At 66.3% G+C, this 13,141-nt stretch carries 12 protein-coding genes; 6 read left to right on the forward strand and 6 right to left on the reverse strand.

Going from position 1 to position 13,141, the window contains the following annotated elements:
* Positions 1 to 62 precede the first annotated feature (62 nt).
* The 6 genes from CH339_RS22740 to CH339_RS22765 form a co-directional block, all read right to left on the reverse strand.
* Positions 63 to 1,202, reverse strand: a complete 1,140-nt coding sequence (locus CH339_RS22740) for a lactonase family protein (protein ID WP_111436700.1) — start codon at positions 1,200 to 1,202, stop codon at positions 63 to 65.
* 248 nt (positions 1,203 to 1,450) lie between these two features.
* A complete protein-coding gene (locus CH339_RS22745) occupies positions 1,451 to 2,305 on the reverse strand; it encodes an ABC transporter permease (protein ID WP_111436701.1) in 855 nt (284 codons plus the stop codon).
* A gap of 2 nt (positions 2,306 to 2,307) precedes the next feature.
* Positions 2,308 to 3,171 carry an ABC transporter permease gene (locus CH339_RS22750; RefSeq protein WP_111436702.1) on the reverse strand — a complete coding sequence of 288 codons (864 nt, stop codon included), beginning with the start codon at positions 3,169 to 3,171 and terminating at the stop codon, positions 2,308 to 2,310.
* Positions 3,168 to 4,283, reverse strand: a complete 1,116-nt coding sequence (locus CH339_RS22755; RefSeq protein ID WP_111436703.1) for an ABC transporter ATP-binding protein — start codon at positions 4,281 to 4,283, stop codon at positions 3,168 to 3,170. Before CH339_RS22755 ends, CH339_RS22750 begins: the two co-directional genes overlap by 4 nt.
* A gap of 91 nt (positions 4,284 to 4,374) precedes the next feature.
* Positions 4,375 to 5,448, reverse strand: a complete 1,074-nt coding sequence (locus CH339_RS22760) for an extracellular solute-binding protein (protein ID WP_111436704.1) — start codon at positions 5,446 to 5,448, stop codon at positions 4,375 to 4,377.
* A 229-nt stretch (positions 5,449 to 5,677) separates the two neighbouring features.
* The gene (locus CH339_RS22765) at positions 5,678 to 6,565 is read right to left on the reverse strand and encodes a LysR family transcriptional regulator (RefSeq protein WP_111436705.1); all 888 of its coding nucleotides are present in this window, start codon (positions 6,563 to 6,565) and stop codon (positions 5,678 to 5,680) included.
* 117 nt (positions 6,566 to 6,682) lie between these two features.
* On the opposite strand from CH339_RS22765, the gene cuyA reads away from it, so the two are divergent.
* The 6 genes from cuyA to CH339_RS22795 all read left to right on the forward strand — a co-directional run bounded on the left by cuyA (position 6,683) and on the right by CH339_RS22795 (position 13,082).
* The gene (gene cuyA, locus CH339_RS22770) at positions 6,683 to 7,687 is read left to right on the forward strand and encodes a D-cysteate sulfo-lyase (protein ID WP_111436706.1); all 1,005 of its coding nucleotides are present in this window, start codon (positions 6,683 to 6,685) and stop codon (positions 7,685 to 7,687) included.
* A 26-nt stretch (positions 7,688 to 7,713) separates the two neighbouring features.
* Positions 7,714 to 8,430 carry a cysteate racemase gene (gene cuyB / locus CH339_RS22775; RefSeq protein WP_111436707.1) on the forward strand — a complete coding sequence of 239 codons (717 nt, stop codon included), beginning with the start codon at positions 7,714 to 7,716 and terminating at the stop codon, positions 8,428 to 8,430.
* Complete coding sequence (gene hisD / locus CH339_RS22780) at positions 8,427 to 9,701, forward strand: histidinol dehydrogenase (protein WP_111436708.1); 1,275 nt, start codon at positions 8,427 to 8,429, stop codon at positions 9,699 to 9,701. Before cuyB ends, hisD begins: the two co-directional genes overlap by 4 nt.
* Before the next feature lie 226 nt (positions 9,702 to 9,927).
* The gene (locus tag CH339_RS22785) at positions 9,928 to 10,986 is read left to right on the forward strand and encodes a GSCFA domain-containing protein (protein ID WP_170138628.1); all 1,059 of its coding nucleotides are present in this window, start codon (positions 9,928 to 9,930) and stop codon (positions 10,984 to 10,986) included.
* On the forward strand, positions 10,983 to 11,669 hold the full coding sequence (locus CH339_RS22790) for a hypothetical protein (protein WP_111436710.1): 687 nt from the start codon (positions 10,983 to 10,985) through the stop codon (positions 11,667 to 11,669). The genes CH339_RS22785 and CH339_RS22790 overlap by 4 nt, the downstream gene beginning before the upstream one ends.
* A 252-nt stretch (positions 11,670 to 11,921) precedes the next feature.
* Positions 11,922 to 13,082, forward strand: a complete 1,161-nt coding sequence (locus CH339_RS22795; RefSeq protein ID WP_111436711.1) for a cytochrome-c peroxidase — start codon at positions 11,922 to 11,924, stop codon at positions 13,080 to 13,082.
* The last annotated feature ends 59 nt before the right edge of the window (positions 13,083 to 13,141 follow it).

The following is a 13,141-nucleotide window of genomic DNA, read 5'->3' on the forward strand; positions in this document are numbered from 1 at the left end:
GCGCCTCCGTAGGGGCGCGCCGGACCTCGTGAGAACCCGCTCTTTTTCGCAAACGTAATGGATTACGTCTGAACGCAGAAAGCCTTGATGCAGGTCGGGCTGCCGACGGGCAGTCTCCAGCCGGTGTCGCTGGGCAGGCCCGTTTCCGGGTCGATCGCAAAAACCGCCAGGGTGTCGCTGTCCTGATTGGCGACGACGATATGGCGCCCGCTCGGCGTGATGGCGAAGCCGCGTGGGGTCGCGCCGCCACACGGCGCATAACCGAGGCTTTCCAGCGCGCCGGTCTCCGGATCGACGGCGAAACAGGCGATGCTGTCGTGGCCGCGATTGGAGCCGTAGAGGAAGCGGCCGTCGGTGCTGACCTGGATGTCGGCACACTGGGTTTCGCCGGCAAAGCCTTCCGGCAGCGTCGAAACTTCCGAGATCGGCCCCTCGAGCCGCCCGCCCTCGCGCCGGTAGACGACGATGGTCGAGGCCATCTCGGTGATCACATAGAGATGGCGGCCGTCCGGCGCGTAGAGGAAATGCCGGGGTCCGGAGCCGGGCGGCAGCGCGGTCGCGGCATCCGCTGCGGGGGTAAGGGTCCCGGTCCCGGTGTCGAGGGCGTAGTGGAACAGCCGGTCGCAGCCGAGGTCGGCAACGGTGACGACGTCGTTCTCCGGCGACACCGCGGCGCTGTGCGGATGCGGACGGCTCTGGCGCTCCGGGTTCGGCCCGCTGCCCTCATGGGCAACGCTGGCGCTGGCGGGAGCGAGCCCCCCGTCCTCGCGGATCGGAAAGATCGCCATCGCCTTGCCGGGCACCTCGTTCGGGACGTCGTGCAGATAATTGGTGGCGACGAGGAACCGGCAGGCGGGATCGAGCGCCAGATGCGACGTCCGGCTGCCGGGCACCACCTGCTTGTTGACGTAGGCGAGCGCGCCGGTGGCCGGATCGAGGCGATAGGCCGTGACCGTGCCTTCGGGCCATTCGAACACCTCGCTGGTCGCAAAGACCCGTCCGGCCGTCGCATCGACCGCCAAAAAGGCCGGGTTGTCGGCATCGCCCGTCTCCGACAGGCAGCTCAAGTCCCCGGTCTCTTCGTCGAAGCGAATGATCGAGATGCCGCAGCCGTCGGACCTGTCGAAATAGGGGATCGACCGGTTGGCACTGCCGACGGCGAGAAAGCACGTGGTCGATTGGGAGTGAGGGGATGGGGTCATCGGTGCCCTTCCATTGCTGGAGCGTTTCCATGGGCACCGCACCGATGACGGCGCCCGCCACCCGTGCCGCGCCCGCCGAGAAGGCTCGTCCCGCCGATCACGGCAGCCGCAATGACGTTGAGGTCGATGCCGGCGCCAGGAGGCGCGCCGGCCAGCCGGGTGACGGGGACGAGGCCGGCACCACCGTAAAGAACTCCCCTCCCCGTGAAAACCGGCAATGTCCCGAGCGCCGGACCGGGGGGCGCCGCTCAGGTCTTGCGGCCCTGCAAGAGCAGCGAGACGAGGCCGAGGGCGGCCGAGGCGACCATCAGGAGCAGCGAGACGGCGTTGAGGACCGGCGTCGAGCCTTCCTTGAGGCGGTCGAACATGGTGATCGTCAGCGGCGCGTCCGAGCCGACCAGCATCAGCGTGGTGTTGAAATTCTCAAAGCTCATCAGGATCGCGACGACGGTCGCCCCCGCGATCGCCGGGAACAGGAACGGGATGGTGATCGCCCAGACCGCACCGAGCGGCGTCGCGCCGAGATTGAGGGCCGCCTCCTCCAGCGAGCGGTCGAACTTTTCCAGCCGCGCGGAAATCACCAGCGTCGCGAAGGTGGCAATGAAGGAGAACTGGCCGAGGATGACCAGCGGCAGGCCGGGCCTGAGACTGTCGAACCACATGCCGGTGGCGTCTTCCAGGTTGTTGGCCAGCGTGTTGGAGGCAACGAGGATCGAGATGCCGAGGATGATGCCGGGAATGACCAGCGGCAACAGCATCAGGACGTAGAGCCCGTTCTTGAAGCGGAAATTGTGGCGCACGAACAGGAATGCGTTGGTGGTGCCCACAGCGACCGAGAGGATCGCGACCCAGACGGCGACGAAGGCCGAGGTCCAGATCGAACGGATGATCGGCCGCTCGTTGAAGACGCCGAGCCGCGGCCGCTCCGTGCCGATGAACCAGTCCCAGGTGAAGCCCTGCCAGGGCAGCGAGGGAAACAGGCTGTCGTTGAAGGCAAAGACGCAGACGACGGCAAGCGGCAGCGCCAGGTAGACGAAGAAGGCGAGCACATAGGCGCGGTAGGTCCAGCGGAACAGCGGGCTCTGGCGGATGGTCGGAATCATCGTCAGCGCCCCACGGTTCTGGTCAACGTCTGGCCGGAGAGTTTCAAGCCCGCCCAGACGATGGTCGAGGACAGCACCAGGAGGAGCATGCCGAAGGCAGCGCCGAGCTCCCAGTTGAAGCGGGTGATGAACTGGGAATAGATCAGCCCGGTGAACCACAGGCTGTCCTTGCCGCCGAGGAGGATCGGCGTCAGGTAGTTTCCGAGCGACAGCATGAAGACGATGATGCAGCCTGACACGATGCCAGGCATGGCGTGCGGGATGACGATCTCGCGCCAGACCGAGACGCCGCCGCCGCCGAGATCGTAGGCCGCCTCGATCATGCTGTCGTCGAGGCTGTCGAGGGTGGTGACCAGCGGCACCACCATGAACAGCATGGAGGTGTAGACGAGGCCGACCATGATCGCCGCATCGTTATAAAGGAACTCGATCGGCTCCGAGGCCAGCCCGATATATTGCAGGAAGCCGGAGACGAGGCCGCTTTCGCGCAAAAGGATCATCCAGCCATAAGTGCGCACCAGCTCGCTGACCCAGAACGGGATCAGGCAGAGGAGGAAGAGGATCGTCTTGGAGCGGCCGCGGGTCAGCTTGGCGATGTAGTAGGAGACCGGAAAGCCGATGAGAAGCGTCAGCGCCGTCGCCAGGATCGACATCACGGCCGTGCGCATGAAGGTGTTCCAGTAGAGCGGCTCGTTGAAGAACACCATGTAATTGGCAAAGCCGAACTCGTACTCCCGGACCCCGACCTTTTCCCTCAGCGAGACATAGAGGATCTCCATGTGCGGGATGACGATGAGGGCGACGAGCCAGATGAGCAGCGGCGCCATCAGGAGGATCAGCGTCAGCCTCTTGCCGCTGGCGTTCATGACCCCTCACCCGCCGCCGCAAAGCAGAGCGTCTGCGCGGTATCCCAGCCGATATGGATCGGGTCATCGCGCTTCAGCGAATGGAATTCGCCGGTCTGCGGCAGCGCCACGTCGATCTCGCCGCCGGTGGCCGCATCGCGGATCAGCACCCGGCTGTTGGCGCCATTGAAGAGCACACTGTCGACAAGGCCGGAGGAAACGTTCGGCTGGCCGGCGACGCCCTCGGAGGTTGGCGACAGCCGCACCGCTTCGGGACGCACGAAGACATCGACCGCATCGCCGACGGCGAGACTGCCCGCCGCCGCCGTCCCCATGAGCGGAAGGCCGCTCGGCGTGCGCACCTTCAGCGTCCCGCCCCCGGCCTCTTCGACTTTGCCGGCAAAGCGGTTGCTCTCCCCGACGAAGCCGGCAACGAAAGCGGTCTCGGGGTTGTAGTAGAGATCGCGCGCGGTGCCGACCTGTTCGAAGACGCCGTGGTTCATGACGGCGATCTGGTCGCTCATCACCAGCGCCTCGGACTGGTCATGGGTGATGTAGACGAAGGTGGTGTTGAACTCCCACTGAAGCTGCTTCAGCTCGATCTTCATGTGCTCGCGCAGCTTCAGATCGAGCGCGCCGAGCGGCTCGTCGAGGAGCAGCACGTCGGGCTCCAGCACCATGCAGCGGGCGATCGCCACGCGCTGCTTCTGGCCGCCGGAGAGTTCGTCGACGCCGCGCGGCCCCGCGCCCGGAAGCCCGACCCGCTCAAGGACGGCCTCGACGCGCTTGGCAATCTCGGCCTTGGCGACGCCGCGACGCCGGAGCCCAAAGCCGATATTGGCGCCGACATTCATCATCGGGAACAGCGCCAGGTGCTGGAACACCATGCTGACCGGCCGCTTGTTCGGCGGCACGTCGAGCATCGAGCGGCCCTTGATCAGGAGGTCGCCGCTGGTCGGCTCCAGGAAACCGGCGATCATCCTGAGAAGCGTGGTCTTGCCACAGCCGGACGGGCCGAGAATGGAAAAGAAGGTCCCCGGGGGGACCGAGAACGTGACGTCGCGAACCGCCTTGAAGGCCGCGAAGTTCTTGGAAATGTCGCGGCAGTCGAGGTCGTTGACGGCTTCGGCCATGGACGGCGGCCCCCGGAATTCTCGGACGTGAAGGAAAGGACGGGAGGCGATGCGAAAAGCACCGCCTCCCCTTGTTACCCGGCGAACGGGATCAGTTGGCGGCGTTGACGCGGTCGAGGACGGAGCCCTCGAACGCTTCCAGACCGGCCGGCACCGGCGGGTACCACTTGATGTTGTCGATGGCTTCCTGCGGGAAGCTCTTCTGGTAGCGCGCCTTCAGCTCGGCGTTGACGTCGGCATCGCCGCCCTTGGAGGCGGTGAAGTTGCCGGCGGACTCCGTCACCAGCGCGGCGTTTTCCGGCTTCATGACGAAGTTGATCCAGGCATAGGCGGCCTCATCGGCGCGGCCGCGCTTCGGCAGCGCGAAGGTGTCGATCCAGCCGAGGGCGCCAGAGGTCGGGGCAACGAAGGTGATGTCGGAATTCTCCGCATTCAGCTTCCAGCCGCCCGTGTCCCAGGCCATCGCGGCAACGACTTCGCCGGAGCGCAGGAGGTTCGTAATCTCGTCGCCGCCGGTCCAGTAGGTCTTCACGTTCGGCTTGCAGGAAATGAGCTTTTCCTCGACCTTGGAAAGGATCTCCTTGTAGGCGTCCTCGTCGCCATAGGCGGCGAACGGATCGAGACCCATGGAGAAAGCGAAGCCGATCAGCGTCGGGCGCTTCAGGCGGTAGGAGACCTTGCCGGCGACGTCGTCGGAGCAAAGGTCGACATAGTCCTTGACGCCGGAGGCCTCGGCCGTGTTGACGACCAGCCCGCTGGTGCCCCAGACATGCGGCACGCCGTAGACCTTGCCGTCATAGGTGGTGTTGGCCTTGGTCGCTTCCAGCATGGACGGGATGAACAGCGCGGCGTCGAGCTTGGACAGGTCGATCGGCTTGTAGATGCCGAACTCGGCCTGGGCGCCGGCGATGCGGTCCTGGCTCGGCTGGGCGAGGTCGAAGCCGCCGCCGTCGGTGGCGCGCAGCTTGGCGATCATCTCCTCGTTGTTGGAGAGCGTCACTTCGACCGTGTGGCCGGTCTCGGCCTCGAACTTCTCGATGAGGTTTTCCGGCGCATAGCCGCCCCAGGTCAGAAGGCGCAGGGTGTCGGCCTCGGCCGCCGGCGCCAGAAGCAGTGCACCGGCCGCAAGACCGGCAAGTCCGGACATCAGTTTGGTTTTCAGCATTTGTCGTGTCTCCTGTCTTTCTCGTTGCGGCGTGGCTTCACAATAACCCACTTTTTTCCCAGCTAACCACCGTCCTGACAAGGATTGTCCGGCCGCCGTCCGTGACGTGTTTTCGGACGGCCCCGAGTGATCGCCGATTCGCCGTCTGACGAGATAATCCCTTCTGTGCGACAGAAACATTTCAGCCGGGCGCGGACAAGCAAGATGCCCTTTGCGGCCAAAGGTCCGCTCAGCCCTGCGCGGCGTCCTGAAGCACCGACCAGATGCGCCGTTCGAGCGCCGAGCGGGCGCCGATCAGCCGTGTGGCGACGACCGCGACGTCGCCCGCCGGCAGGTGCTCGGAGAGATCGACGAGCCGGGCAGCGGCGAGCGCATCGCCGGCCATCGACGCCGGCAGCCAGGCAACCCCGACGCCCGTCTCGGCGAGCCTCAGGGCCGCAAGCGTCAGCGCCGTCTCGACCCGCGTGTCGGGGCGCCATCGCTCGTCGATCGCCGGCACGATCTCCTCGGCCATCCATTTTCCCAGAAAAACATCCGGCGGATAGGCGATGAGCGAGAGGGTTTCGCCGGCCAGTTCGCCGGCAAAGGACGGCGCTGCGACCGGCAGCAACGCCTCGGTGCCGAGGACGCATTCTTCCAGATAGGCCTCCGGCCCCGCCGCCACCTCGGCCTTGGAGCGATAGGTGACCGTCAGGTCCGCCTCCTTGTTGATCAGCATCGCCGCGCAGTCGGACCGGTTGGCCGAGCGCAGCCGGATCTTGAGGTCGAGCGCTGCAAGCGGCCCGGCGATCAGCTCCGGCAGGACGGAGGTGGCGATCGCGTGCTGGCTGGCGATCACCACCCGGGATCCGGCATCCTCCTCGGCCCGGCGCAACGCGCGGATCAGCGCACCGAGGTCGCCGGCGACGCGGCGCAACTCTTCCTGACGCCCCAAGAGCGCCGGCGCCGGCCGCACCGGCTTGCGGCTGCGGTCGAGAAGATCGACGCCGAGATGCGCCTCGATGGCGCGGATGCGGCGCGAGAACGCCGGCTGGGAGAGGAACCGCTTTCCCGCCGCCTCATTAAGCGAGCCGGCTTCCAGCACCGCCACCAGATCTTCCAGCCATTCCAGTCGCATGGACGCCTCCGTCACCTAAAATGCAATTCTTGCATATTAGCGGGGCAATTTCGCATTTGAAGCCCGGGCTTTGGTCGGGCAAAATTCGCATCAGGTATCAACCCAAGGAGTTCTCCCATGCATTTCGCGCGTTTCCCGCGGCTTCACCTCGCCCATCTTCCGACGCCGCTGGAGCCGATGCCGCGCCTCACCGAAGCGCTCGGCGGGCCCCAGATCTGGATCAAGCGCGACGATTGCACGGGCATGTCGACCGGCGGCAACAAGACCCGCAAGCTGGAATTCCTGATGGCCGAGGCGCTTGCAGAGGGCGCCGACACGGTGATCACGCAGGGCGCCACCCAGTCGAACCATGTGCGCCAGACCGCCGCCTTTTCCGCCAAGCTCGGCCTTGCCTGCTACGCCCTCCTAGAAGACCGCACCGGCTCCAAGGATCCGGACTACCGGGAAAACGGCAACGTCCTCCTCGACAACCTCCACGCCGCAACGCTGGAGCACGTGCCGGCTGATTCCGACATGGTGGCGCTCTGTGAGGAGACGGCGGAAAAGCTGCGCTCCAAGGGCAAGAAGCCCTACATCATCCCCGGCGGCGGCTCCAACACGACGGGCGCCCTCGGCTATGCCAACTGCGCACTGGAGCTGTTGGGCCAGGCCAACGACCGCGACCTTGAGATCTCCCGCATCCTGCACGCCACCGGCAGCGCCGGCACACAGGCCGGCCTCATCACCGGCCTGAAGGCGCTGAACGCCAACATTCCGCTGCTCGGCATCGGCGTCCGCGCCCCGAAGGAAAAGCAGGAGGCGAACGTCTTCGCCCTCGCCGAGGCGACGGCCGAACGGCTCGGCTGCGCCGGCGTCGTCAAGCGCGAGGACGTCGTCGCCAACAGCGACTATGTGGGCGAAGGCTACGGCATCCCGCACGAGACCACCATCGAGGCGATCGAGATGTTTGCGCGCTACGAGGCCATTTTGCTGGACCCGGTCTATTCCGGTAAGGGTGCGGCCGGCATGATCGACCTCATCCGCAAGGGCGCCTACGGCAAGGACGAGACCATCGTCTTTTTGCATACCGGCGGCAGCGCCGGCCTCTTCGGCTATCGCGGAAGCTTCGGCTTTTCCGCGTAACGCACACCAGAACGGAGCGACGAGGCATGCCGCGCAGGCTCGGCATCTTGGGGGGCATGGGGCCGGAGGCGACGGTCCTCTTCATGTCGCGCATTCTGGAGGCGACCCCGGCAACGGACGACGCCGACCACATCCCCCTACTCGTCGACAGCAACACCCAGGTGCCGTCGCGGATCAGACACCTGATCGAAAAGACCGGCACCGACCCGACGCCGGTGCTGGTCGCCATGGCCGAAAGGCTGGCGGCCGGCGGCGCCGAGGCCCTCGCCATGCCCTGCAACACGGCGCACAGCTATCTGCCGGCGATCCTCAGTTCCGTTTCCGTGCCGTTCTTCGACATGGCTGGGCTGACGGCGGCCCGCGTCGCGGCGATTGCGGCCCCCGGCCCCATCGGCATCCTCGCCTCGCCCGCGGTCGAGATCACCGGCGTCCTCGCCCGTGCGCTTCAGAAAGAAAACCGCGAGGCGGTCTATCCGGACGACCGCGGCTCCCTCCTTGCCGCCATCCGCGCCGTCAAGGCCGGCCACCGCGACGAGGCGCTACCCGCGCTCATTGCTGCCTGCGACGACCTTGTCGCCAGGGGCGCAACGGCCGCCATCGTCGGCTGCACGGAGTTCTCTCTCATTGGCCGGCGCATCGACCATGCCCTGCCGCTGACCGACAGCCTCGATGTGCTGACCGAGGCCTGCGTCGCCTTCGCCCTCGACGACCCACAAAAGAACACCACGGGAGCGCGCCCATGACCGTCTGCCACCTGAAAGAATCGAAGCCCCGCACCGTCGCGGAAAACCGCGCCGTCCCCGACCGCGTCTCCGAAATGCTGGCCGAACTGCGCGACGGCGGCGAGGAACGCGCCTTGTCTTACGCCCGCGAGCTCGACGGCTGGCAGGGTCCGGTGGTGCTCGACCAGGCGGCGGTCGACGCCGCCGCAGCGCGGCTCGACGACACGGTCAAGGACGACATCACCTTTGCCCGCGACAGGATCCGCCGCTTTGCCGACGCCCAGCGCGCCACCATCACGGACATGGAGATCGAGATGGCGCCGGGCTTCTGGGCCGGCCAGAAGTCTATCCCGGTCCATGCCGCCGGCTGCTACGCCCCGGGCGGCCGCTACAGCCACATCGCCTCGGCGCTGATGACGATCACCACGGCAAAGGCCGCCGGCGTCACCCATGTGACGGCCGCCTCCCCGCCGCGCGGCGACAAGGGCCTTGCCGACGAGATGGTCTTTGCCATGGACCTTGCCGGCGCCGATGCGATCCTGTGCATGGGCGGCGTCCAGGCGGTCGCCGCCATGACCTTCGGCTTTTTCGGCCTGCCGGAGGCCGATGTCCTCGCCGGCCCGGGCAACGCCTTCGTCGCCGAGGCCAAGCGCCAGCTCTTCGGCCGCGTCGGCATCGACATGATCGCCGGGCCGACGGATTCGCTGATCATCGCGGACAGCTCCGCCGACGCCGAGACCGTCGCCTGGGACCTCGTCGGCCAGATGGAGCATGGCGCGGACTCGCCGGTCTGGCTCGTCACCACCGACGAGGCCCTCGCCGAGGCCGTCATCGCGCGCATCCCCGACCTCATCGAAACGCTTCCGCAGACCAACGCCGACAGCGCGCGGGCGGCCTGGGCCGACCGCGCCGAAGTGATCCTCTGCGACACGGCGGAAGAGATGGTCGAGACCGCCAACGACATCGCCCCGGAGCACCTCCACGTCCAGGCCGACAACCTCGACTTCTGGCTCGCCCGGCTCGCCGCCTACGGCTCCCTCTTTTTGGGCGCCGAGACCACCGTCGCCTTTGGCGACAAGGCGTCAGGTCCCAACCACGTGCTGCCGACCTCGGGTGCTGCCCGCTACACCGGCGGCCTTTCTGTCCACAAGTTCCTGAAGACCGTCACCTGGCAGCGCACCACGGCCGAGGCCGCCCGCCCGGTCGCGGAAGTCACCGCCCGCATCTCGCGCCTTGAAGGCATGGAAGGCCACGCCCGTACCGCCGACATCAGGTTGACGCCACGCGACTGATGGCTACCCTGCCCGTGCGGCTTGAAGTCGCGCAATGCCCCTCGGGCGGTTGCCACCTGGCTTGAGCGCCGGCGCGCTGCGCGATATGTCCCGGCTGCGCAATCACCGGGACGGTCCTGACGCGCGGTTGCAAGGGCAGCGTGCCGATTGCGGCCGATCCCGGTGCAGGGCACTATGCCGGCGAGCGGCCGACCGCTGACGGAACGACACGACGGGAATTCGGACCTTGGCAAATCCCTATACCGGCAAACCCGACCGCGCCTTCTGGAAACGGGCGGTTTCCACCCGCCACTACAGCCAGCTCAGCGACCTCGCCAAGCCGATCGACGGCTTCCTGGACGCCAGGATCGCCACCGCCGGGAGTTGCTTTGCCCAGCATATCGGCCGCTATCTGCGCAAAAACGGCCTCAACTATATGGACCACGAGCCGGCGCCGGAGATCCTGTCGCCGAAATCGGCCGACCGCCTCGGCTACGGCGTCTATTCCTGCCGCTATGGCAACATCTACACGAGCCGGCAACTGGTACAGCTCTTCGACGAGGCGTTCGGCAAACGCAAGCCGGTCGACGGCATCTGGCAGAAGGGCGAGCGATTTTACGACGCCCTGCGCCCGGGCATCGAGCCGGACGGCTTCGTCAGCCCCGAGGCCGTTCAGGCGCTGCGCCGGTTTCACCTGTCGAAGGTGCGGCGGATGTTCCGCAAGCTCGACATCTTCGTCTTCACCCTCGGCCTGACGGAATGCTGGGTGTCGACCCGCGACGGCACCGCCTATCCGATCGCGCCCGGCGTCATCGCCGGCAGCTACACGCCGCAGGACTACGAATTCGTGAACCTTCGCCACCGGGATATCATGGACGACCTGATCCGGTTCCGCGCCGCCCTGAAGGAGATCAATCCGCAAGCCCGCATCCTCTTCACGGTATCGCCGGTTCCGCTCGCCGCCACCGCGACCGACAACCACGTGCTTGTCGCCACCACCTATTCCAAGTCGGTGCTGCGCGCCGTCGCCGGCGAGATGACCGACGAATTCGACGACGTCCACTACTTCCCGTCCTACGAGGTGATCACCGGCCAGCCGACCCGCCACGCCTTCTACGAGCCGGACCTCAGGAGCGTTGCGGCTGCCGGCGTCGCCGAGGTCATGCGCCACCTGCTCCCGGAAGATGCCGTTCCGCAACGCCCGCAAAAGGCGAAAGGCAAGCGCCGCAGGCTCTACGCCGATGAGGCGGACGTCGGATACGAGCATTGCGAGGAAGGTCTCCTAGCTGAGGCAGCCGGCGAATGATCAAGGTTTTCGGGGATTCCCACGCCAACCGAATCAGCAAGTTAGGGACGATTCCGGAAGGCTTTGAGGTGTTCGGCTCCCACGGCCAGAACGTTCTGTCCTTCCGCCTGACCGAGCAGGATGGCGGCCTGCACATTTTCGCCGACAACTGGGAGGGCGTGCCGCCCCTCGACGTCACTCTCCTCCCGTCCGACCTCAATGTCTTGTCCGGACCGTTCCATTCAAGCCCGATTTCGCGCAACGACACCTGGCGACGCCATTGCCACTGGACGCTGCACGAGGCTTTCCCGAAACTGTCGCCCGTCTCCGACGCCGTCATGGACGCCGTCGTCGACGACCGGCTCGCCGCGATGTTTCGGCTCATCAAGGCCTGCCAGAACATGGACATCCCCATCGTCGTCATCGAAGCACCGCTCATCCGCCGTACCGAGTCGACGTTCCGCGGCATCGAGGAGGAGGTGCTGGTGGACACCGACCGGCGCTATCGCGACACGGTCCGCGCACGCCTCGCCGGGGCCGGGGTCCCGGTGATCGCAACGCCGCCAGAGACCAATGACGGTCGTTTCACGAAGGATGAATTCGGCGCCGAAATCGCCACCGACGTCCATCACGGCAACCGCGACTACGTCAAACTGGCGATCGAAAGCGTGGTCGCCTTCGCCGAGGCGCACGGCTATTGCTGAGAGCAGCGGTCCGGTGCCGCTTTTCCCGTTCAAGTCTGCGAACGGCCCGCCGGTGTCCCTGAAGCCGCAGCCGTCCGGGCGACGAAAACACCAACGTTCCAGGCAGGTTTTTTCGCTCCTTTGACCTCGATCATGGCCTGCGGGACTGGATTTGCTATTCACTCGCAATCTCACATGATGCTATGGCGCTGTGGAGACCTCCGCCGCGGTGCCGAAAAGCGTGACGGCGCCCGCAACAAGCACGAGACCGCGATGACTGGACGAAAAGCGACCTTTCCGGCCCTCCTTCTGGCGGCATCGCTCGCCGCCTCCCCGCTGCTGGCGGCGGAGCCGCAATACGCCACCATGGAAGACCTCGGCGAGGCGCTCTTCTTCGACACCAACCTGTCGAAGAACGGCACCCAGGCCTGCGCCACCTGCCACAGCCCGGACAACGGCTTCACCGATCCGCGCGAGACCGATGCCGGCCGCGCGGTGTCGCTCGGCGACGACGGCGCGTCCCTCGGCGACCGCAACGCGCCGACCGCGTCCTATGCCGTCTTTTCGCCGCCGTTTCACCGGCGCGAGGACGGCAGATATGTCGGCGGCCAGTTCCTCGACGGCCGCGAGAAGGACCTCGCCGGCCAGGCCGGCGGCCCGCCGCTCAATCCGATCGAGATGGGCATGCCCCACAAGGCGGCGGTGGTCGAACGCCTGAAGGCCAATCCGGCCTATGCGGAGGCGTTTGCCCGCCTCTTCGGCAAGGACGTCTTCGACACCGACGAGGCCGCCTATGGCGCCATGGCCGCGGCGATCGCCGCCTTCGAGGGGACCGACACCTTCGCCCCGTTCGATTCCAAATACGACCGGTTCCTGCGCGGCGAGGTCAAGCTGACCGACCAGGAGGAACTCGGCCGGCTGCTGTTCTTCTCCCAGCAATTCACCAACTGCAACCAGTGCCACCAGTTGCGCCGGCTGCCGGGCCAGAAGCAGGAGACCTTCTCCAACTACGAGTACCACAACATCGGAATCCCGGCGAACACGGCCGTGCGCATCCTCAACGGCGTCGCCAAGGACCATGTGGACCGCGGCCTCTTGGACAATCCGGCCGTCGACGATCCGGCCGAGGCCGGCAAGTTCAAGGTGCCGACCCTGCGCAACGTCGCCGTCACCGGCCCCTACATGCACAACGGCGTCTTCACCAAACTGAGGACGGCGATCCTGTTCTACAACAAGTACAATTCCAAGAACCCGGAACGCCAGGTCAACCCCGAGACCGGCCAGCCCTGGCGCCAGCCGGAGGTCGCCGAGAACATTTCGCTGAAGGAGCTGGAACACGGCCCCGCCCTGGAAGACAAGCGCATCGACGCCCTTGTCGCGTTCCTGAAAACGCTGACCGACAAGCGCTACGAGCACCTGTTGACGGACGACTGATTTCTCCCGCCGGATTGCTCGCAAATCCGGACAAGAAAAGGCCCGCGCCGATGTCGGCG

Source organism: Rhodobium orientis (assembly GCF_003258835.1).
Taxonomy (GTDB): domain Bacteria; phylum Pseudomonadota; class Alphaproteobacteria; order Rhizobiales; family Rhodobiaceae; genus Rhodobium; species Rhodobium orientis.